Raw genomic sequence first — 21,503 nt, forward strand, 5'->3', positions numbered from 1 at the left:
CGTTCGTAAAAGTACACTTTTACGAACGCTTAAAATTTCTTCAAAATACAGCCGCAAAAACGTTCGTAAACATACCAAAACACTCTACGAACGTTCGCCGGCTTGCCGATAGGTTTACGACGCTTTAAGGCAGCCGAATCCGGAAATCTGCCGCCCTTTATTTCCTTTCCCCTCTATTATCGAATAAAGTGAAGAAATAAACGTGCTCCTTTGTGGTTGATGGTATAAGCTTAGTTATAGTACATAAAGAAGGACGGGATCCATTGAAACAATTAACGCCTACGGGTGAATTTATATATACATACGCTTACCATCAAGATGAGACAGAATTATGCCATTTGGAAATGCGGGCTTTTTTCGACAAGGATACAGAAGAGAAAATCATAAAAAGTGAGATTGGTTTTGATCCGAGCAGAAGCCCGTTCATCAAGGAGCGGCTGGAAGTGTTGTTTGAAACGGCTGAACTGCCGGAAATCATAGAAATGGCTTCCCGGATTGATATGGAAACAGCCACTTTTAAAGTGATTTTCCCGAAGATCAATGACCTGGCTTTGGCTGATAAAGTGGAATATACGGAAAAACGCAATATTGAACGGCAGATTGGTGCTGTTATCACGGGACGCGCTGACGTCCATGATCCTGATATCACATTCGGCCTGATTCCATTCCGGGGCCGTTGGTATTTCGGAATGTATCAACTGAGCGAGTCCATTTGGTTCCGCCATCAACAGAAACCGCGGGAATATTCCACGGCGCTTAGCACGAAAGTGGCACGCGCTGTCGCCAATATTGCGGTACCGGATCCTACGGGTGTTAAAGCGATTGATCCATGCTGCGGTATCGGAACCGTGTTGGTCGAGGCCCTATCGATGGGAATCGATATTGTCGGCCGGGATATCAATCCGCTCGTCGTTGATGGTTCGAGAGAAAATATCGCCCATTTCGGATTGGCCGGAACGGTCGAATTGGGGCCAATCGCTGATATTACCCAGCAATACGATGTCGCAATTATCGATATGCCTTATAATTTGTATACGCATGCAACACCAGAGGAACAGCAGGGAATTTTAAAAGATGCTCATCCTTTCGCTGAAAAACTGCTGGTTGTCACCATTGAACCGATTGACCACATGATTCAAGACGCGGGCTTTAAGATTACCGATCGCTGCATCGCGAAAAAGAGTTTATTCCTGCGGGAAATACTGGTTTGTGAGCGGACCAATCCCTCTTTAAATAGCATGGATGACTTAAAGCAGGCATGATAAGCAGGAATAAACATGAAGTGGAAACGGCAGTTGTTTCCACTCCTTTTTGATTTATACATTTTGGCGAATGAATGGCGAATGCAGATATCTGCCAAGACGCTTAAAAAATCATAGAAAAAGTCATGTAAACAGTCTATTTTGCATAAGGGTAGACTTCACTTCAATCAAAATCAGAAGACATAACATATAATCCATGCTTTTCGTAAACGAAAAGCGAAAAAACCACACAAAAACGTGGTCCCGGAATTTTGGGACCACGTTTTTCTTATCCATTTTGAAGAACGGACGTCTTTTCTGTTTCCTCATTCTCCACCGCCTTGCGCCACTCGATCAATTCCCGCTCTTCAATCGCTTTTTCAAGCGCTTCATCCCATAACTTCGAGCCTGTATTCCAAACCCTCGAAAAGAACAGATCCTGTTTGCGGTCATACAATTGAAACTCGATGCAGGGAATGTGGATTGCCTCTTTTTCCGTCACTTCTTTAATGCCCGAAACAATGAGCTGGAAATTCTCTTCGGCAGCGTCCATTTCCCTCGACAGCAATTCGTACATGCGGTCGGAATCCGGCTCTCCGTCTGCGGCGTAACGGAACAACGGAAGGTCTGCTGCCTCCGATTGACCGTCCATCTCAGCCAACCGGTAGTCCCCGTGGCTCTCACTAAAGGCAATTATCGCCTGCCCGTCATCCAGCTCTTCTTCGAAAATCCCTTTTTCCAAATAATCAAACCCTTTGGAAGTCAGCACGTAGCCTTTCTTACCAAGAGCGATCAAACCTGTGCTTTTCATTTTATGGATCAAATCGCTGATGAACAATTCTTCCACTGCAAGCATGTCCGCCAAAGCGGCAGCCCTGCGGATGTCGGTTTCCTGAAACGCGAACAGCAGCATCTTCATGAGGATATCCATTTTCAAGCGTTTTAGACGCCCATACGAGACTTCATTGACGCTGACCGGCAATTGCCACGCGTCGCTTTTCAAAATCATCACGTCCGGGTTTGCGGTGAGACTTGCACTCAATTTCTTTTTCAGTTGTTCCATCCGCTCACCCCTTCTGCAGCAATCTCAAGCCGTTTTTCTGTTCAACGGTGCCCAGCACATGCCGGTACATCCGTTTCGTTTCTTCTTTTTTCGCGCGTTTCGTAAACATGTCCGAACTGCCGATCAGCACCAGCAATTGCTTGGCGCGTGACAGGGCTACATTCAGTCGTCGGTAATCTTTGGCAAAACCGATATCGCCGTGCGTGTTCTGATTATTGCGCACCATACTCAAGAGGATGATTTCCATCTCACTGCCCTGGAACCGGTCGACCGTTCCTGTCCGGATCACTAAATGCGGCAGGCGCAATTCCTGGTCGATCATGCGCTGCAGCCGTTTCACTTGTTCACCGTAAAACGAAATGACGCCGATAGTTTTCAATTCATCTGCTTCAATCCGTCCCGCCGCTTTTGCATCTGCCACTGCGTTGTTCATTTCCACCAGCATGCGGCTGATTTCCTGCAGCTCAGCCGGATTATACAAGCTTTTCCCGCCGCTCATGCGCTCTTCAAAATACGCCGGTTCATTCGGCAGGTCGAGCCACATCAAATGATTGCTGCGTTTAATGCCAGGTGACTCGAGGAAGTGGTCGCGCTCTGCATCCGAATCCTCAAGCCCGCATCGTAATTTGTCATTATCAAATTGATAGAACGGTGAAATCGTCTCCATGATGTCTTCGTGCATCCGGTACTGGATGGCGAGCATCGTTTTATTCGTTTCCGGCAGGTTTTTATACAGCCGTTCAAACAGCGATTCTTCCAGCAGTTTTTCGAGTTCGCGCTTTTCTTCAAAACCGTTGTCTTCCTGGATCATCGCCTCGAGCGTTTCTTCCAGCGTATCATTGCCGAGCAGCGGCGGCAGCTGATGATGGTCGCCGACAAGAATGATCTTCTTGCCCTTCAGCATCGGCAGCAGCAGTTCCGGCGGCGTCGCTTTCGACACTTCGTCGATGATCACGACATCAAACACCGGGTAATTGTCGATGAAATCCTTACGGGCCGAAGCGACGCACGTCGTCCCGATGACATTCGCGTGCTTGATATAGAGCTTCCGGATTTCGTCCAGATCGTGGTCATTTGCGCTCTCCAATAATTCGAGCCATTTCTTCTGGATCGTCTGCAATAAAGGCAGGTCTTTCTGTTCCTGCTTGAGCGATTCCTTATCGAATGACAGACTCGCAATCTGTTTCGCCGTCTGTTCATAGTCGGCTTCCGGGTTGGAAGACAGGATTTCTTCCAATGCTTCCCGCTTTTTCCGGGTGCTTGCCAATTGCTCCATCACACCATCCAGCACCGTCTGGATTTCGGTGATTCTCACTTGGATGGTTTGGAGTGATTTCGTTTCTTCCAGCTGTTCCGCTTCAAGTTCTTTCAACCGCTCGGCGGCCTGATTAAAGGAAGCTTCTTCTTTTTCAAGCATAGAAAGTTCCGCTTTCAGTTTTTCAATGGTTCCTTCTATATCTGATGGGAGATCGAAATCGGCAGGCAATTTTTTTGTTTGCTGTTCAAGCGTATTGACAGCCTGCTGCATCTTGTCCAGTTCCGCCGACCATTTGATGTCGAGAGAAGCGTAATGCTGCTGCAGTTTCAACAGCTCCAGACCGAGCATTTTTTTCAATTCCTGGAAAGCCTGCCGGGAATTATCCATGTAAATATCGAAAGGCTTAAGCATCTGCCCTCTCCGCCACAATTCGTTCTGCCGCTTGTACAATCCGCCGAGCGCTTTTGCGAGAACGGCCGGTTCGATGCTTTTCGTATTCTTCAGGAAAACGCGCAGCTTGCCGATAAATTGTTCAATGTCGGAAACTGTAAAAGCTTCGCCCGACGATAGGGCAGCCTTTTTCAGGCTGTCCATCGAAATTCCGGCCGGTGCCAGCAATTTCTCACTGTACGCAATCGCCGCCGATAAACTTTCATTGATCTTTTCAAGCTGTTTCCGTTCAGCGATTTTGTCGCGGATCATGTCCAGTTTGCCGAGCGAATACGTCATCGCCGTCGTTTCTTCGATTTTCTGCTCCGCCATGATCTGCAGCAGGCCATCCACTTTTTTTACGCTGTCGATCGCTTCAAGCGCATTTTTTTTGCCAACCATCGTTGCCGCCACTTGGTTGCGCTTGTCGGCAGCCGCTGCCATCTCCAATTTCTTTTCTGCTATTTGTTCTTCGAGTCTTTTCAGCCCGCGAACCTGTTGGAGCTGCTGAATCGCGCTTTCCGCCCGTTCCCGTTCTTTTCGGAACCATTGCTCATTTCTGCCGCTTTCAAGAAGCCTTTTATTGACATCAATAAAAGACGCGAGTTTCTCCAATTTCTGCTCGCTGTTCTGAGCTTCTTTCAGCGACTGTTCTTTTTGCACATCGAATGCCTGGAACTTTTCCTGTTCTTTATTCCATTGCAATTCAATTTCTTTCAACTGTTCTGCTGCATCTCTTTTATCGGCTACTGCTTTTTTCTGGCTTTCAAAAATGGGCTGCAATTCAGCGTACGCCTGTTCCGTCGCTTCCAGTTGCTCAGCTACTTCCGCTTCTCGCACGCTGCGCGCTTCGTATTGAGCCGTTATTTCTTTTAAGGTATTATCCTTCCAATACTGGCCGACATTTTCTTCGATGAACTTCTTGCCGTCTTCTTCGATGCTCTCCGTGCGGCCGACGCGTAGAATACGGATGTCTTTATTGGCGAGCAATCGGCCGAGCGCATTGTCCACAGCCAGATTCGACTGGGAAGCGACAAGCGTCCGCAAGCCTTTCTTCGCATTCTGCAGGCATATTTCCGAAATGACGGTCGTCTTGCCCGTTCCCGGCGGCCCTTGAATGACATACAGATCTTCCGCTGCCATCGCACCGGACACCGCTTTTTGCTGAAAGTCGTTCAGCCGGTTGTGGTACGTCAGCTTCTCCAGCTCTTTCAGCGGTGCAACATTCGGCTTTTCCTCGAATAACAGGCGGTCAAGCTGTGGATTCACAGCCAATCCTTTTTCCAGGTTCGTGAAGCCATGGCGCAGCCTGCGGATCTGGCTGAGCGCTGCAAAATTACTGAATACCACTTCTTTTTTGGCAAGTGACTGCCCTTTTTCACGCAGCTGTTTGATGATGTATGTATTTAATTCGACTTCAATATTCCGGTTTGATGTTTTCAATACCGTACCGACGTCCCCGTCGATTCCGGTCAGCCGGACGCTCAAGCCGCGCAGTTCCTTCCATTCCTTGTCTTCCATCCGGCAGCCTGTAAGCGTGATGCGGCTGAAGTCATGGCTGAACGACAGCGTCGAATACACCGATTTGATATCGGGAATGTCCATGCCCTGCTCCTGGATCTTCAAATATCCTTCCCAGCTCGAAATCCGTTTTTTCACATAGTCGGAACGCTCTTTCGCCGGCGTCATCCGGTTGATCATATTGATGAATGCCACCGGGACTGCTTCACGAGAATCCGTGAAGACGACAGATTCTTCCCGCAGCCAGTTTGTGCCGAGCGCGTGCTGGGCTTTTCGCAGCGTCACATTCACGGCCAGCAGCTTGTGATTGCGGAACACGCAGTGGAGAACGATCAATTGGTCACCGGCACCGCCCATGAGCCGGCCGCTGTCTTCGGGTCCGAAGAAGAAAGCAACCGAAAGCGAGCCGTCCTCACCTGTCGGATAGCGCTCCATGAACACCTTAAAAGGTTTTATTCCATTAAAAAATGAGCGTTCGCTGATGCCGAACCCTCTCATTTTTTCTGAAGCGGTGTTGGTAAGCCGCAATGATGTTTTATATGTATTCTGAGATGCCTGTACCATTTAATCACCTGTTCTTGGAGCTGGAAAATCAATTCGGAAAACCTTGAAATAATATTCCTGAGTCACTCTGATATCTTCTGATTATAGCATCTATCAGGGCATGCCATTACATGAAAATCAATACTGAAAATAGGAAATGCTTTGTTTATTTCTCTTCTATTCGAATTGCTCTGTTTTATGAAAATCGCTGATAAGCTCCAGAAAATCGCTGATAAAGGGCTTTTTACAAAATCAGATAGAATTAATTTCTAAATGAACATGATATCCCTGTTTGCATCTGTCCTGTTATCGGGTATGGAAAAATGTTCGCCATTTTTACAGCGAAAAGATGATCCGCTTTATTTTCACAAAACAGGAGGTGCTGAATATTGGAGAAAAGTTTACAGGATGTAGTCATATTGCAGAGCGGCGCTGAAATGCCATGGTTCGGATTGGGTGTTTTCAGGGTGAAAGAAGGGCAGGAACTGGTCACTGCCGTAAAAACAGCGATTAAATATGGCTACCGCAGCATCGATACGGCAGCCATTTATCAAAATGAACGAGCGACCGGGCAGGGAATCCGCGAGGGAATTGAAGAAGCCGGCATTTCAAGGGAAGATCTGTTCATCACTTCAAAAGTATGGAATGCGGATCAGGGCTATGAATCCACGCTTGAGGCATATGAAGCGAGCCTTGAGCGCCTTGGCCTGGATTATTTGGACCTTTACCTGATCCACTGGCCCGTCGTAGGCAAATATAAAGACACATGGAAAGCCATGGAGAAGCTTTATAACGATGGCCGTGTCAAAGCGATCGGCATCAGCAATTTCCATGTCCATCACATGAAAGACCTGCTGGCAGACGCGGAAATAAAACCGATGGTCAATCAAATCGAATACCATCCATACCTGACGCAAAAAGAAGTTCAGGCTTTCTGTGTAGAACAGGGGATTCAAATGGAGGCCTGGTCTCCTTTGATGGCGGGTGAATTACTGGATCAGCCTTTATTGAAAGAGATTGGTGAAAAATACGGCAAATCGGTTGCGCAGGTTATTCTGCGCTGGGATCTGCAAACTGGTGTGGTGACGATTCCTAAATCGATAAACGAACAGCGCATCATTGAGAACGCTTCGATTTTTGACTTCGAGTTGTCGATTGAAGACATGGACCGGATTTCCGCGCTGAACCAAAACAAACGATGCGGAGCCGATCCGGATAATTTCGACTTTTGATTACAGCAGGCGCTTTCCTTGTAAAAGGAAGCGCCTGTTCTTTTATATGGCGTTTGTTTCTGAAAATAGCGGGTAATCAAATGCTAAACAGCAGATGAAAGGAAGTGTTAATATGAAGCCCAATTTCTTTTTTTTCAAAAAGAAAATTTGGTTGATTCCTGCGCTACTAAGCTTATCTGCCATACTTTTATCCATTGCAAGCTTCTATCTGGATCTTCTGCTGGTCGGAAAAATCATTGATTATATTCCCCCGATTCTTCTGGTGAATGTCGAACTTGGAAAAGATATTTTGGGAATTTTAGCGGCCGCCATTCTGACAATGACGACTTTTACATTTTCCACGGTTCTGGTCGTCCTGACCACCTACTCCGCACAATTCTCTCCGCGAACCCCGGAAATTTTTTCCCTTGGTTAACTACACGAACAATTCTCGGCATTTTTCTTGGCGGATTTGCCTATGCAGCCATGTCATTGCTTTTCATGCAGGACAAAACGTTCGGCCATGAAGTGCTGACCCCGAGCATCGGGATTTTAATCGGTTTCCTGTGTGTCGGAGCTTTTGCCTATTACATCCATTTTGTTTCTTCGAATGTGCAAGTGACTGCATTGGTGAATAAATTGACCACCGACGCAGAAAAAGTGATTTATAATTATCGGAAATTACAGGAAGAGAAATATGTATCAATGGATAAATGGGAGCCCGGAAATAAAACACATACAGTAACAGCGGACTCCGAAGGTTATGTTCAGTTTATCGATCTTGTTAACCTGGTGAAACTCGCCGAGAAACAGGACATTGAAATTGAACTTGTCGTGAAAACCGGGGATTATATATATAAAGACGGACCTGTTATGCATATCCATAAAAATAAGATACAGAATAAAAATCTGAGTGAATTTTATAAAATCGGCAACGAAAGGACAGTCGAGCAGGATCTCGGCTATGCGGTTCAAAAGCTGATTGAAGTTGCGATACGTGCCATTTCCCCTTCATTAAATGATCCAAATACCGCCAACGACATCCTTCTGCGAGTCGGCAGGCTGCTTGGCGAGATGGGAAAATTGAAGACCCATGGCTGGGTGATGACCGATTCAAAAGACCAACAAAGAGTGCTGTATGATTTTTCTTCTTATAAAACTATTTTATATGAAACATTCTATCAAATTTCCAAATATGGAAAAGGCGATATCTCGGTTTTGGCCTATATGACCGACGCTTTGAAAGGGGCAGCGAAAAGTGCCCCTTCCATGCGGCATGAGTCTTTATGGGAACTCCAAAAATATATCCTCGATGGACTGGACTGCAGCACCATGAGGAAAATGGACCGTGAATATCTGCAGCAGAAAGTTGACGACTTAGCAGATATGACCAATCAGAAAAGGATAAACCTTATTTCAAGAGAAGAAACTTAAAACGAAAAACCCCGGATGGGATCACTTTTACAAGTGTCCGGCCTTCGGGGTCTTAATCTGCAGCGCTTTTATTTTTTTGTTTTCTCTTTGATTTTATTGGCCACATCATCTTTCATTTCCATGGCTTTGTCTTTATAAGTCGATGCTTTTTCCATGTAGTCGTCTTTGTTTTCTTCCCAGTGTGCTTTGCCTTTTTCGATCGACTTGTCTTTCAATGCGTTCAGTTTGTCCAAAAATGCCATGCTGATCATCCTTCCGTCCGCCCCGCTCTGTGAAAGATGAGCAGAACTGGGTTAAGCATAACCTTTCTGCCTTCAAATGTCTAAATCCTCATAACACATTAAACCGGATATAATGCACTTTGAACCGATACCATGTAAATGGTCCATCTTCGAGCTGCCAGGTAATGTCGATGGCCACCGGAATTCTCAAAGCATCCACCCATTGGGTTTCGGTGACGGTGACGGTGCATAACAGCGGACGCGCATTTTCATCACTGTCCTTATAGCGCCAGGCCTCGACTTTCACTAAATCAAAATGTCCATCAAAATAGAACGTTGCAGACCCCGACAGTCCGGCATGTTTTATCGTCGCTGTGGCCGTCAAATCGTCCACTTCCTCCCAGGAAATATAGGGGTTCAGCGCCGCGGATGGATACCAGCCCAGCTCCATCAAATAACGCTGCAGCGCCGATTGGTCAATCTTGGCATTTTCCATCACCGTGGAAATCGGCACGATGCCGGCAAGTTTGATGCACATGCTGCCTTTGCCTTTCGCGAAACGGTCCTGGCTCGTGACGAACAAGCCCTTTCCCATCTTCATCTTAATATTACAGTGAAAAGCCGGCGAATCGGGAAAACAGATTTGTTCAGATTCAGAGGAGGTCCAGTCTTTCTGCTCCGGCTTCAATTTCATCGTTCCAGTCTGTTTCAGGCGCACACAACGAATCGGGTCATGGCCGACAGCGCCAGTCGCATAGAGCCAGTTTCTCACCACTGGCGGCAGCGATTCCATCGTTACGGCCTCGGTTTCGGGTTGGATTCCAGGAGCGGAGGGCTTGTCATAGCTAGTTTTTTCTATCATAGTTGTCACTCCTTTACCTTTGAAAGCCTTTGGTGGTTTTACGGCAATAAAGTAAAGCGGAGACTCAGAATCCAGGGAAACTATTTTCTATTGGAATAGAAATCACAGCTGTTCCAGTTAGACATGTTGTTATAAAATAAATACCCCGTTTTTATATAAATAATGTATCATTTTTGCATAATTTTGCTGTTTTGAACACAAAAAAGGCGCACCTCATAATAAGTGCGCCTTTCGGTTATTTCCCTACACCAATTCCCCGACCAGTTCATCAATGTCATCATAAATTTCTTCAAACACCGGCTCTTCCCCGATCGTCTCCAAAAACAGCAGTCCATCCTCTTTCCCGAACAACTCACCCAGCGTTGAAAGTGCCGCCGCTTTATTGCCCAGCATCATTTCACAGCGCGCCAGTTCATAAAAGCCCGGCAAAAATTCAGGTTCATCAGTTTTTAACGCCCCTAGAATATCGTGTGCCGCTGCCGCTTTGTTCATCGTCATGCAGCTGATTGCCCGGGTCAGGCGAATCCATTCATGGTCTTGCAGCTCTTCCGGTATGCGTTCCGCAAACGCCTCGACTTCCGCCGGCTGATGTTCAGCAAGCACATTGAACACCCGAATATAGGCTTCGGCATTAAACGGCTCCAGATGAATGATGTGTTCGTATTGGTCAATCGCCAGCTCAACTTCGCCTTTTGCTGCATAGGCGTCTCCCAATACCAGGAGCACCGATGCATCGGCTGGCTGCTTTTTGTGCAGATCCTGTCCCTGGTCAATCACTTTCTGGAACAGTTTCGGCGAATCTTTTTCTTCTGCCCGCTTGAGCGTCGCCTGCATCTCTAGTGCCGCCGCCTCATAATTGCCGCTCCGTTTTACAAACGGCTTGAGTTCTTCAAGTGCTTCTTTCGCCATTTCCCGGTCCAGGTAAAGTGCAGCGAGTCGCATAACCGGCAATTCGTTGTCAGGCATCCGCTTGGCCGACTCCTCGTAAAGCGTGATGATCGTCGAAATCATGCGAAGCTGCTGAGCTTTATGCAACATCTTTCCGAAAATGCTCTTTTTCGTTTCTTCTTCGGCCGCTTCGATTTCCGTAAATTGCTGGACCAGTTCATCGGCGCTGTACATTTCAGCGAGCGCCAATTGTTCGCCTCTCAAACGTTTCCGCAGACGCCGGCTGATGTCATGCGACTTGCCCGTTTCCACCAGAATCCGCACATATTCCCCGTAAAGCCGTTCGTCTTCCGGACGCTCGGCAATCAGTTCTTCCAATAACAGTGCAGCACGCTTCAACTGCCCGCGGCGCACACAAAATTCAGCATGCTGATAATAGGACGGATACGCCCCGTTCAGCGCTTTTGCCTGTTCAAACAACTCTTCCGCTTCTTTCAGGCGGTCTTCTTTTTCCGCACAATGCGCCTTGCCTACCAAAAGCCATTCTTCCGGCACCTGGTCCGCAACCGCATCAAGCGTCTTCGCAATCGCCTTGACTGATTCCTCCGTCACCGCCAGTTCGAACAATTCCTTGAAATCGAGCTCGAGCGGATCGTTCTGCAATAATTGCAGCGCCGCCGCAAAAGCACGAGGAATGTCTTCTTTTGCCGTATAGGTTTTGATCAGGGCTTCACGCACCGCTGAATTCGAAGGATCAAGTTCCGCACTGCGAATAAAATGTGGAATCGCTTCTGCCAAACGATCCACTTCAACTTCCATCATCCCGATCTGGAAATGGGCCTGTGCACTGGGCTCAATCTCCAGCGCCTGCTCATAAAGTGTACGCGCAAAGCGGATGTTGCCGGCCCGTTCATGCAATTGCCCTTCGGTGCACAGCATCGTTGCATCGCTTCCGCCTTTCCGCAATTCCTTGAAACGGTTCAATACACGGTTGCGGAACAGTGGATGGCTGCCGAAATCAGCGTATTGCAAAACCATATCCTGATAATATTCCAGTTCTTTCTTTTCGAGCCCTTTCTCCAAAAGCGTCGCCGCCTGCTCCTGACCGGCATATTCCGGCCATTCTTCCCACAGCATCGTCGATGAACGGATAAAATATGCAGCATCGCCTTTGTCCGCGTATTGTTCCAGAAGTGCCACAGCCGGCGCAAATCGGCTTTGCTTTACGAGGCTGTGGGCGATGAATGTTACTGCGAATAAATCCTCCGGGTCGAGTTCCAGCGCCTTGCGGTATTCACTTTCCGCTTTTGTGTATTGTTCCTGCGCAACTGCGATGTGGCCACGGTAAAGATGAAGCACATCTTTATTGTCCGCATGCTGGAGCCCCTGATTGACGATAAAGCCCGCTTTCGTCCAATTTTCTGCCGCCATATGGATTTCGGCAAGCCGCAGATAAGCATACGGCACAGCAGGCGCCATTTCGATATAGCGCTCGAACGAACCAATCGCTTCCGCTTCTTCTCCCAGCGCCAGCAGGCAACGGCCGATTTCATAGACGAAATAGCCGTCCTCCGGGTTTTCCCCGCTGAGCTTTTGGAACCGCTCAAGCGCTTTTGCGTAAGCCCCGGATTCGTATTGGATCAGGCTGTGCGTAATCCGGACATAGACATCCGACGGCAGCTGACTGATGGCGATCTGTGACCATTTATACGCCTGATGGATTTTGCCTTCTTCCATATAACAGCGTGCAAGATGGCTGTAGGCGGACGGCTGGTAATGATCCAGCTCGATCGATTCTTTCAGATAAGCCATCGCTTTCGCCGGGTTATCCTGATCCATCAGGATGACGCCTCTTAGAAACAGCGCATACGGGCTGTTTTTTTCATTGACTGCAGCAAGGCATGCCAGCGCTTCCGGCAATTCGTTCTTCTGGTAATGCATATGGGCGATCAACAGCGCGAGTTCCGCATCGTCCGCCCCGAATTCCTGGCGCAGCCGCTCGACCCATTTGCCGTGCAATGCTTTTGCCTGGTCGGAAAACAGGATTGAAAGCCCGATGACAGCCGCGTAGCGCTCTTCGATGTGCTCCTCCAGGAATGCGATAAACGCCTCGCTTCCCATGGCCTCTTCTTCATCCAGAAACTCATACATCCGCTCGTAAAACTGATGTTCTGAAAGATCAAGCTTCGCCAATAAATGAGCCTGTTTCTGCCGCACGAAAACCATGCTGAGCGAGTCCGTCATTTTATAGGCGTCTGACATATCTGCATAAGCCACCAAAAACGGTGCCTGATCATTCGGATCCTGGATGATCATGACCTGCAGGCGGTCATCGTAACCCACCACGACCTGTACATGGGCACTGTTCTCGATCAGCATCGACAGCAGCACCGGCACGCCTGCATCGAGCATTTGCTTATAACGCTCAACCGTCCCTTTGAAATACTGTCCTTTCAAACCGAGCGATTCCATATATGTCATCGTCGTCCGCAGCTTTGACCCCGTCACATCAAATACATGCGAAGCGATTTCGTCCTGCCCGATTTCCAGATCAAACGCCTCAAGCATGATTGACAAGGATGCTGGCACGCAATAATCCAGTTTCTGCACTTTTGGCGTCAGCTCCAGCTGTTTGCGGACGCAGTCGCGTTGAATCGCCGCTTTTCCGTAGATTGTCTTTTCAAGGACCTTCTGATGATTCCCGGTCCAGGTTTCGAGCGCATCCCATTTTTCCAGCTTGTATAAACATTCAGCCGTTAAGAATGTGTAGGCATCCCGGTGGGCATGATATGGATTTTTCATATTGATGTCTTCCATCATCCCGATCGTTTCTTCATAGCGTCCCAGATGGAAAAGGCGCCGCACCTGCTCCATCCAGAACGACCAATTATACGGATAGAGCGCCTGCCCTTCCTGCAGCACCATGAGCGCTTCTTCGTGGCGGCCCGTCATCGACAAATGATCGGCGAGCAAACTGTGTACATAATCATTCCGTTCATAACTTCCATCCAGCAGTGCGTTTTTCAACAGCGCTTCCGCCTCATCCCATTTGCCGCTGTGCAGCAAATAAAATCCTTCAAGGTCCGTCCATGACAATCTTTTGGCTTCCCGGATTTTTTCCAGCTGCTCTTTCGCTTCCGGCATCCGGTTCAATTGGCAGAATACGCGGAACAGCAGCATATGGGCCGATACCCGTTCTTCTGCTGAGAAATTCGAATCCGCTGCCCCATGAAGCCGCGCCGTCATGCGCTCTTCCGCTTCGAGGCTTTTCCCTGTCTCAAGCAGGCGCGTGCAATACCACGCAAACGGCCGAAGCGTGCCGAAGCGCTTGTAGGCGCGCGTCGCCAGCAGGTTGCTGTATTTATAAAGATCCGCCTGATCCGCGAGCCGGATCAGCCTGTAATAATCATCTTCTGTCTCAAGTTCTGCCAGCCATTGCTGCATACGTTTGATCGACCGCGCTTCCCATAACCTGTGGATCGCCTCGATCAATTGCTCTATCGTCTTAATTTCATTCGCTCTCATTTCACTGCGACCCCATTTCTCCCATGTCCCCGTCAGTAAATACGGTTGATTTATTATATGTTGGAAGATTCTAGGGCGCAATGGTTTTTTGTCATATTTGCGGGGATTTTTAAACCGTTGAATTTTTATGTATCAGTTATCCGTGTTTATCCATATGCTTTAAAGGCAATAAGGGAAAAAAGGCTTTTTCTGAAATTCGATTCAGTCAAATGTAGGGAGGGCAGCACATGCCGAAAACAAAATGGTTCCTGTTCCTGTACAGTGTTGTTCTCATTCTCATCATTCTGTTTCTGGCAAGCCGGATGCCGTTTCTGATTTATCCATTCCGCGTCATCTTTTCGACGCTCGCTCCAACCGTCATCGCAAGCGGTGTTCTCTATTACATATTCCGGCCGCTCGTCCGTCTGCTGGAAAAACGGATGGGCCGAGTGATGGCCATCCTGTCGATTTTTGCGCTCTTCACCATTGTGATCTTCCTCCTCGGAAGGTGGTTAGGGCCATTATTGACAGATCAGATCATGACGCTGGTCAATAATTTCCCATTAATAATTGACCGAGTGCAGAATTGGATCGATATGGCCCTTGAAAGTGACTGGTTCCATTTTATTGAAGAACAGGACATCATACCGGGAGTTCAGCCATCCACTCTGGCAGAAAATTTATCCGGCATCCTTTCCGGCATGGGCTCAAGTATACTCAGCTTTCTTGGCAGCTTTGTCAGTATTGCGTCCAAACTGGTCATCGTTCCATTCGTCCTTTTCTTCCTGTTGAAAGACGGCGATCGCCTGCCCGGCAGTTTCCTGAAGATCCTGCCGCAGGATTCTCATGACGACGGGCAGAAGATTTTACAGGATATGGATGAAAATCTGAGCGCCTATATTCAGGGCCAGGCGATTGTCTGTCTGTTTATCGGTGCCATCAGCCTCATTGCCTACATGCTTCTTGGTCTGGAATATGCGGTAATCCTGGCGCTCATATCGATGGTCACCAACGTGATTCCGTTTCTCGGACCATTCATCGGCGCCGTTCCGGTAATAGTCGTAGCCTTTTTCCAGGAACCAATTTTGGCAGTATGGACCGGACTTGCCATCCTCATCATCCAGCAAATCGAAAGCAATCTCATCTCACCGAATGTGATGGGCCATAAACTCGAAGTGCATCCGGTAACCATCCTTTTCCTTCTATATATAGGAGGAAGTTTTGGCGGCATCATCGGCATGATTCTCGTCATTCCTGTGTATGCGGTCGGAAAAGCGCTGGTTCAAAATATTTACCGGCTGATCCGTCTGAAATTCCCGGCATTTCGCTGACACTGTTTTTGCTTTATTCATATTCTCAACTCAAATATTTGTCTTCATGCAATTCGGGTTCCTTTCTGGATCGCATGTTTTTATTATTTTTCGCATATAATTCTTTTATTGGCAATCAATATTATAAAAGCAAAAAAATATTAAAATTCTCTTCCGATTTAATGTTTGAATGCTTGTCATGACGGGTAATAATGCATGGTACTTCTATTTACTTTTTATAGATCCATCTTTTATTCCATCAAACAATATTTAAACTAGGATAATTTTTAAAAGTAGTATACAGTTAGGAGAGATAGGTAATATCTCTTAAATTTTAAAACATTACAGGGGGAAGAATAATGGCCGACGCATTACAGAAATCAGAAGAAATCAAAACATTTTTCAATACATATCGCGAAGCATTTGAAGAAAAATTACTGGAAGAAGCTGTTAACGTCAAAGATAAAATTGATGAAATCTTACAGATCGGAAACATCGATCTCGTAACGAATGCCCACACAGTCGTCGGGTATATCATCGATGGGCAGGAAGAGGAACTGAAATTATTCGCAAAGCAGGAAGGCATAGCCTGGGCTACGCACTCCATCGAATTGTCCTTTAAACTCGAATGGATTCAGGCCATTCGCCGTACGGTTTGGACTTTCCTGGAGCAGTATAACGATGCTACTTTGAATAAATCCGGATTCGACTTTTTCTCAATGGAAAATGACGTAAATACACGGGTCGATCAATTCCTGAACACATTCTTCATCAGCTATTCGACCTATAAGGACTCGCTGATCATGGCGCACCGACAGCTGGTGGAAAATCTGTCTGTGCCAATCATTCCGATCAATCAGTCTGTGTCGATCCTGCCGCTGATTGGAGCTGTAGATTCTTTCCGCACAGCAATCCTGGAAGAAAAAGTATTGATGGAAGTAAGCGAATCCCATATCGACACCCTGATCCTCGACTTGTCGGGCATCGCCGAAATGGAAGCGGATGTCATTCACCATCTCATGAAAATCATCGACGGTACTGCGATGATGGGCTGTAAAACGGTCATCACCGGCCTGCGCGCCGAAGTGGTCCGCAAAATGATCCAGTTGGGTCTGCAGTTCGATCCGAAAACCAAAACATTCGGCACGCTTCAGCAATCATTGAAAACATATCTTGTAATTTAACCGAACTCATTTATCTTCAATCCGAAAAACCGCGATCTGGATACCATTCCAGATCGCGGTTTATGCTTAGTTAAATTTCAGCGCTTCATTAATCCGTCACGCTTTACAATTTTATCGCTCACCTGCTGGCCGCTTAACGTCACCATCGGCATTCCGCCTCCCGGGTTGACGGTCCCGCCGACAAAGTACAGATTATCATAGAGTTCGCTTTGCTTTTTATGCTTGAAGCCGCCGTTCCTCTTTTTATCGGAAACGGTGCCATAAATGGCTCCCCGGTCCGAACCGTAGACGCGTTCAATGTCATGCGGCGTCCAGAGATCACGCGTCACGATATTTTCCCTCAAGCCTTCAAGCCCCATGCGCTCCAGCTTATCGAGGACGCGTTCTTCGAATTTCCGGTAATCCTCCGGTGTAAACGGCTCATCCTGAATATACGGGATGTGCGGCAGAATTTTGATGTTTTCGTGTCCGGGAGGCGCTGTTGTGGGATCGGTTTTATTGACGTTGACGAGATAAATCGTCGGGTCGTCCGGCAGCTCATGTTTCTCAAAAACTTTGTCCATCTGCTCGTGCAGATTCTCGGAAAAGAAGAAATTGTGATGATTCAGGAATGGATAGGTTTTTTTCACACCGAGGTGCAGTACAAGGCCGGAACTCGCCGGCTCGTATTTCTCCTCGAGCTTCGCGACAAATTTTTCATCGGCGTCTACCATCTTTTTATAGAACGGGATGACTTCCATATTGGAGACATAGTAATCGGCGATTTTGAAAGAGCCGTCTTCGAGTTCAATGCCCGAAATCTGTTTCTTTTTATTCGTATGTGCACGGACGACTCCCACGCCCGTATGGATTTCAACTCCTTCTTCTTTTGCCAGCCTCGTCAGCCCCTCCGCCAGTTTATGCGTTCCGCCTTTCACATACCAGCAGCCCTGCGCATGTTGCATATAGATCATCATATTGAGAACCGCCGGTGCGCTGTACGGAGACGACCCGACGTATTTCACATAATACGCCAGCATATCGCGCAGATGCGGGTTGCTGATCCGTTTCGCAATCGCGCTGTACATCGTCGACGTCAAATCAAAGCCGATCAGCGTCGACATGATGCCATTTTGTGCGACAGCCTGAAGCGGCGACTCAAAGCCTTGCTTCAGGTAGCTTTTTTCTGTCGTCCGGTAAATCTTACTCGAGTATTTCAACAGCTCGTAATACTCTTTCATGTCTTTTTTCGACAATGAAGGATTTGCGCGTTCCATCAAATGGAGATCGTGGTAGAGGTCCAGCACCGTGCCGTCCGGAAAGAACGAACGCCATTCCAGTTCCAGGCGCTGGATGGGCACATAATCTTCCATCCGCTTGCCGCTGCCCCGAAATAGCTTATCGAAAATATGCGGCATCGTTAAAATGGACGGGCCCAAATCGAAACCAAAACCGTCCTGTTCAAGGCGGTTTACTTTGCCGCCGATATGGTCATTTTTTTCATATATAGAAACTTTATAGCCTTTCTGCGCGAGCGAAATGGCAGCTGACAAACCTCCGAGGCCGCCGCCGATAACGATTACGGATTTGTTGGCGTAGTTCATATCATGTACCGCCTTTCTTTTTCAGCCTATCAGATGGATTCTTCTGAAGACTCCAATACTCCTTCTTATTCCCTTCATTTATTATGAAGAAACCTGGCATATATAGCATTTGTATAGTTATTGCACATTAGGGAGCGCAATAAAAAACCAGCTGCTCTCTCCTTTAATAAAGAAGAGACCGGCTGGTTTTAGTTTTATTTCATTTACAAGTTTACATTAACGCTTCAATCCAGGCACATCTTTCCGCACAACATCAAAGAGTCCTGCCCCGATAACGTCCAAAGCAGATTGCATCCGCTCTGTGGAAACGTTGTCTTCAATAGTGTCCTGAGGCGTGTGGTAGACTTTCTCGATGTGATAGACGAGCGGGTCCCAGCTGTCGATACCCATCCAGATAAAGAGAGCTGCAGGGATTCCCGCATTATGGAAAGGCACATGGTCACTCGATCCGAACTGGCCAGGAAGAATATCGGAATTACCAAGACGCGCTCCTGCTGCCACTGTAGAATCCGTAACCACATTTCGGCTGCCGTCCACTGTCATGGCATAAAGGTTTTCAGCTTTTTCATAGCTCGTTGCCACCATATCCGGATTGAACACGGCTTCGATGTTGTCGCGCTCAGGCTGCGTCAATTGATCAACGTAATATCTCGCTCCGAGTAATCCTCTTTCCTCCGAACCGAAGGCGATGAATTTCATGTCCTTGTCCGTGTTATAGCTCTTGAACACACGGGCCAGTTCCAGCATCAGGCCGACTCCGGATGCGTTATCGTTGGCACCAGGCGCCCCGACTACGCTGTCCATATGGGCTGTCAGGAGGACTTCTTTAGCGTCCCCTTTTTTCGATTTGGCTTTTTTCGTTCCGATGACGTTGACGGATTGCAGATCTGCGAAGTGTTCAGCCGTCAGGTTCAGCGTTACCGGCCCTTCCGCCAACTGCTCTTTCAGCCATTCCACCTGAATGAACGCCGCTCCGAAAACCGGCACATCATAGTCCTTCGTGAGATTTGGATTGAATGTGGATCCATAGTTTCCACGGCTGCCGACGACGCTCTGCAGCATGACGCCTGCAGCACCGGCATTGACCGCATTATCGACCTGCGTGCGGTAAGCGGCGACAGTGGATTCACGCGTCAGCGCGACAATCTTTCCTACTGTATCCGCCGGGAAATCAGCTGGGCTAAGGCCGCCGTCCACGTAAATCACTTCGGCTTCAACTGCGTCGGAACTGACTTTCCCTCTGCTTGCTGCACCCATTTCCCATACTGTGCCATCAGCGAATGCAGCTTCTCCTATATACTGATCGGCTACCGGGAAATATTGATATTCGACGTCAAAGCCAAGGCTCTTCAAGTTGTTGGCGACATAATCAGCCGCTTCTTTTTCCCCTTCCAATCCGCCCGGCCTTGAGCCGATTTCTTCAGACAAATAGCGGATATGCTCGATTGCCCGTTCCGCATCGACGCGGTTGACGATTTTCTGGTCATGCGCCGCTCCCGAGTTGCCGTTGGCATAAGCGATAGTGCCTGTGCCCGAATCCGCCACCGGCAGCGCGAATGGCGAAACGCTCAGCACCATTGCCCCTGCGAGTGTGTAGCTTAATAACGCTTTTTTGAATTTTTTTGGTTTATTGTCCCCCGCATGCTTTTTCAAATCCTCTTCCTCCCTTTATTGTGTTTGGCTCTTGTCGGCCATTAGGGATATTCCCTTCCATCTTATTGAAATCCTTCCATTAAAATTGAAATAAGTTAATAAGTAACATAATTTTCAGAAAAATAAGGTTAAAGAACTATAATTCGTTTCTTAATCAACCGGATACTAAGTCCTAACACCAGAACAAGATTTTTTTCCTTATAGTATGACTTTAACAAGACAATAAAAACCGCGAATTGGGCTCGAGCCCAATTTGCGGTTTCATTTTTTTATATCTTTATACATCCTTTAAACATACCTGGATCTTTTAATATCCACTTACTTCCAGAAACTCCTTGACCGTGCTGTACGTCCGCATTTCATTCATGTCAATCCCCAAACTAACGGCTGTTTGAGCAATGATCGGGCGAATGCCGGTCATGATCGGCTGAATTCCAAGAAGCTGAAGAATGTCCCTTATCCGAAAAATCTGCTGGGCAACGTGTGTATCAAAGTGATGGATTCCTGAAAAGTCGATTACAAGCTGCTCGATTTTCATTTCCACTATTTTCGGGATGACTTCCTCTAAAAGATAAGCAGCCCGCGAGTCCGAAAACTCGCCAATCAAGGGCATGATTCCGACTCCACTTCTGATAGGTACAATCGGAGCAGCCAATTCCATAATTTCCTGCTCGTTCGAATCAAGAACTTTTTGGTTTTCCTGATTGAAGTTCGCCGTCGTTTTCCGGATTGCGTCATCAAAAATATAGATTAAATGGTGATAAAGCCAGGTAACATCCGTTGCACTGCTTCTTTGAAGCAATCCCGTTTCCAGGAGTTCACGGTGAAGCAGCAGCCGGAAAGAGCTGAGTATTTCAACTGTATTTTTCAGCAGAGTTCCGTCGTAGTAGAAAAAGCGATCGACGTCATAATCCAGATCCAGCTCCTGTGTTTCCAGTCGGGTAAGCAACAGGCCTTTGGCGACTTTCTCCAAAAGAACCTTCAGTAATTCGTTGTGCTTTGCCTGCTGCTCTTCCGTCAATTCAAGATCCAATTGCCTTGTTGCCTTTTTCAATAATTTTACTGTTAATGACTGGTTTTCTTCCTCGATAAATTCAGCTATTTCATGAAGAATATTTTCCATCTACCCGTCCCCGCAATCCCACTTATACCTCATTGTACAAATGTTATATATTCTCTTTACTTTCTTATTCCCCGGGGTTTACCGAATAAAACCAAATCGCCATTGAATCGTTTTGGGACCTATTGGTTTCTTCACCGATTTTATTCCAATAATATAGACTCCCCAAACGGGAAGTCTTTTTCAGAGATTTTATCTTTCTCCATATTTGCCGTCTCTGATCGCTTTACGGTATCTGCCATCCTCTTCTTCTATCGCAATCGCTTCTTCCGTGCCAATGCCTTCGATGGAATAAAACTTCGTGCCTTTTTCATATTCATTCGAGAAGTTCCCGGAATATGTACCTTCAATATCCGAATAAGCCGTGACTTCCCCGATTTCTTCATCCACTTCCGCCACATACTCGTCGTCGATCCGGTAGATGTAATCGTCCCAGACGACAAAAGAAAATGCCCAGTCGGCGGATGAGTTATTGTTA

At 47.3% G+C, this 21,503-nt stretch carries 15 protein-coding genes; 6 read left to right on the forward strand and 9 right to left on the reverse strand.

The features are described 5' to 3' along the window. Positions 1-263 precede the first annotated feature (263 nt). Entirely contained in the window at positions 264-1,262 is a 999-nt protein-coding gene (locus KW93_RS07985; protein WP_052131516.1) for a TRM11 family SAM-dependent methyltransferase, read from the forward strand. Positions 1,263-1,530: 268 nt separating this feature from the next. Here KW93_RS07985 and KW93_RS07990 read toward each other — a convergent pair whose 3' ends face one another. Together KW93_RS07990 and KW93_RS07995 are read right to left on the reverse strand one after the other, a co-directional pair. Then, on the reverse strand, positions 1,531-2,304 hold the full coding sequence (locus KW93_RS07990) for a hypothetical protein (protein WP_052131517.1): 774 nt from the start codon (positions 2,302-2,304) through the stop codon (positions 1,531-1,533). A 4-nt stretch (positions 2,305-2,308) separates the two neighbouring features. Further along, the gene (locus tag KW93_RS07995) at positions 2,309-6,076 is read right to left on the reverse strand and encodes an AAA domain-containing protein (RefSeq protein WP_033542471.1); all 3,768 of its coding nucleotides are present in this window, start codon (positions 6,074-6,076) and stop codon (positions 2,309-2,311) included. A gap of 368 nt (positions 6,077-6,444) precedes the next feature. Here KW93_RS07995 and KW93_RS08000 point away from each other — a divergent pair, with 368 nt between their 5' ends. From KW93_RS08000 to KW93_RS16785, 3 genes are all read left to right on the forward strand, one after another. Continuing rightward, entirely contained in the window at positions 6,445-7,287 is an 843-nt protein-coding gene (locus tag KW93_RS08000) for an aldo/keto reductase (RefSeq protein ID WP_033542472.1), read from the forward strand. 112 nt (positions 7,288-7,399) lie between these two features. Next, positions 7,400-7,702 (forward strand): DUF2254 family protein, encoded by a 303-nt coding sequence (locus tag KW93_RS17915; protein WP_052131518.1) that lies wholly within the window; start codon positions 7,400-7,402, stop codon positions 7,700-7,702. Between the two features lie 11 nt (positions 7,703-7,713). Then, positions 7,714-8,700 carry a DUF2254 domain-containing protein gene (locus KW93_RS16785; protein ID WP_442956619.1) on the forward strand — a complete coding sequence of 329 codons (987 nt, stop codon included), beginning with the start codon at positions 7,714-7,716 and terminating at the stop codon, positions 8,698-8,700. A gap of 68 nt (positions 8,701-8,768) precedes the next feature. Here the strand turns inward: KW93_RS16785 and KW93_RS17565 are convergent, their stop codons facing one another. The 3 genes from KW93_RS17565 to KW93_RS08020 all read right to left on the reverse strand — a co-directional run bounded on the left by KW93_RS17565 (position 8,769) and on the right by KW93_RS08020 (position 14,196). Continuing rightward, positions 8,769-8,951 (reverse strand): hypothetical protein, encoded by a 183-nt coding sequence (locus KW93_RS17565; protein WP_033542473.1) that lies wholly within the window; start codon positions 8,949-8,951, stop codon positions 8,769-8,771. 79 nt (positions 8,952-9,030) lie between these two features. Next, a complete protein-coding gene (locus KW93_RS08015; protein ID WP_052131520.1) occupies positions 9,031-9,783 on the reverse strand; it encodes a DUF6920 family protein in 753 nt (250 codons plus the stop codon). A gap of 243 nt (positions 9,784-10,026) precedes the next feature. Then, entirely contained in the window at positions 10,027-14,196 is a 4,170-nt protein-coding gene (locus tag KW93_RS08020; RefSeq protein WP_033542474.1) for a tetratricopeptide repeat protein, read from the reverse strand. Positions 14,197-14,423: 227 nt separating this feature from the next. On the opposite strand from KW93_RS08020, the gene KW93_RS08025 reads away from it, so the two are divergent. Both KW93_RS08025 and KW93_RS08030 read left to right on the forward strand, forming a co-directional pair. Next, a complete protein-coding gene (locus KW93_RS08025) occupies positions 14,424-15,506 on the forward strand; it encodes an AI-2E family transporter (RefSeq protein ID WP_033542475.1) in 1,083 nt (360 codons plus the stop codon). Positions 15,507-15,844: 338 nt separating this feature from the next. Further along, entirely contained in the window at positions 15,845-16,669 is an 825-nt protein-coding gene (locus KW93_RS08030; protein ID WP_033542476.1) for an STAS domain-containing protein, read from the forward strand. Between the two features lie 77 nt (positions 16,670-16,746). On the opposite strand, the gene KW93_RS08035 is transcribed toward KW93_RS08030, so the two are convergent. From KW93_RS08035 to KW93_RS08050, 4 genes are all read right to left on the reverse strand, one after another. Next, on the reverse strand, positions 16,747-18,252 hold the full coding sequence (locus tag KW93_RS08035; protein WP_033542477.1) for a phytoene desaturase family protein: 1,506 nt from the start codon (positions 18,250-18,252) through the stop codon (positions 16,747-16,749). Between the two features lie 216 nt (positions 18,253-18,468). Continuing rightward, the gene (locus KW93_RS08040) at positions 18,469-19,830 is read right to left on the reverse strand and encodes a M28 family metallopeptidase (RefSeq protein WP_052131522.1); all 1,362 of its coding nucleotides are present in this window, start codon (positions 19,828-19,830) and stop codon (positions 18,469-18,471) included. Positions 19,831-20,212: 382 nt separating this feature from the next. Next, positions 20,213-21,028, reverse strand: coding sequence for an STAS domain-containing protein (locus tag KW93_RS16935; protein ID WP_052131521.1), 816 nt, complete (start codon positions 21,026-21,028; stop codon positions 20,213-20,215). Positions 21,029-21,217: 189 nt separating this feature from the next. Next, the coding region (locus KW93_RS08050; protein ID WP_081986965.1) for a hypothetical protein at positions 21,218-21,503 on the reverse strand (286 nt) is incomplete at its 5' end.

The sequence above is a fragment of the Planococcus sp. CAU13 genome (assembly GCF_000775575.1).
Taxonomy (GTDB): Bacteria; Bacillota; Bacilli; order Bacillales_A; family Planococcaceae; genus Planococcus.

Coding starts and splice junctions, on each gene's coding strand:
- KW93_RS08015 (WP_052131520.1), bottom strand. CDS start 9,783: ATGATAGAAAAAACTAGCTATGACAAGCCCTCCGCTCCTGGAATCCAA.
- KW93_RS16935 (WP_052131521.1), bottom strand. CDS start 21,028: ATGGAAAATATTCTTCATGAAATAGCTGAATTTATCGAGGAAGAAAAC.
- KW93_RS08040 (WP_052131522.1), bottom strand. CDS start 19,830: ATGGTGCTGAGCGTTTCGCCATTCGCGCTGCCGGTGGCGGATTCGGGC.
- KW93_RS07995 (WP_033542471.1), bottom strand. CDS start 6,076: ATGGTACAGGCATCTCAGAATACATATAAAACATCATTGCGGCTTACC.
- KW93_RS08025 (WP_033542475.1), top strand. CDS start 14,424: ATGCCGAAAACAAAATGGTTCCTGTTCCTGTACAGTGTTGTTCTCATT.
- KW93_RS17565 (WP_033542473.1), bottom strand. CDS start 8,951: ATGATCAGCATGGCATTTTTGGACAAACTGAACGCATTGAAAGACAAG.
- KW93_RS17915 (WP_052131518.1), top strand. CDS start 7,400: ATGAAGCCCAATTTCTTTTTTTTCAAAAAGAAAATTTGGTTGATTCCT.
- KW93_RS08020 (WP_033542474.1), bottom strand. CDS start 14,196: ATGAGAGCGAATGAAATTAAGACGATAGAGCAATTGATCGAGGCGATC.
- KW93_RS08035 (WP_033542477.1), bottom strand. CDS start 18,252: ATGAACTACGCCAACAAATCCGTAATCGTTATCGGCGGCGGCCTCGGA.
- KW93_RS07990 (WP_052131517.1), bottom strand. CDS start 2,304: ATGGAACAACTGAAAAAGAAATTGAGTGCAAGTCTCACCGCAAACCCG.
- KW93_RS08030 (WP_033542476.1), top strand. CDS start 15,845: ATGGCCGACGCATTACAGAAATCAGAAGAAATCAAAACATTTTTCAAT.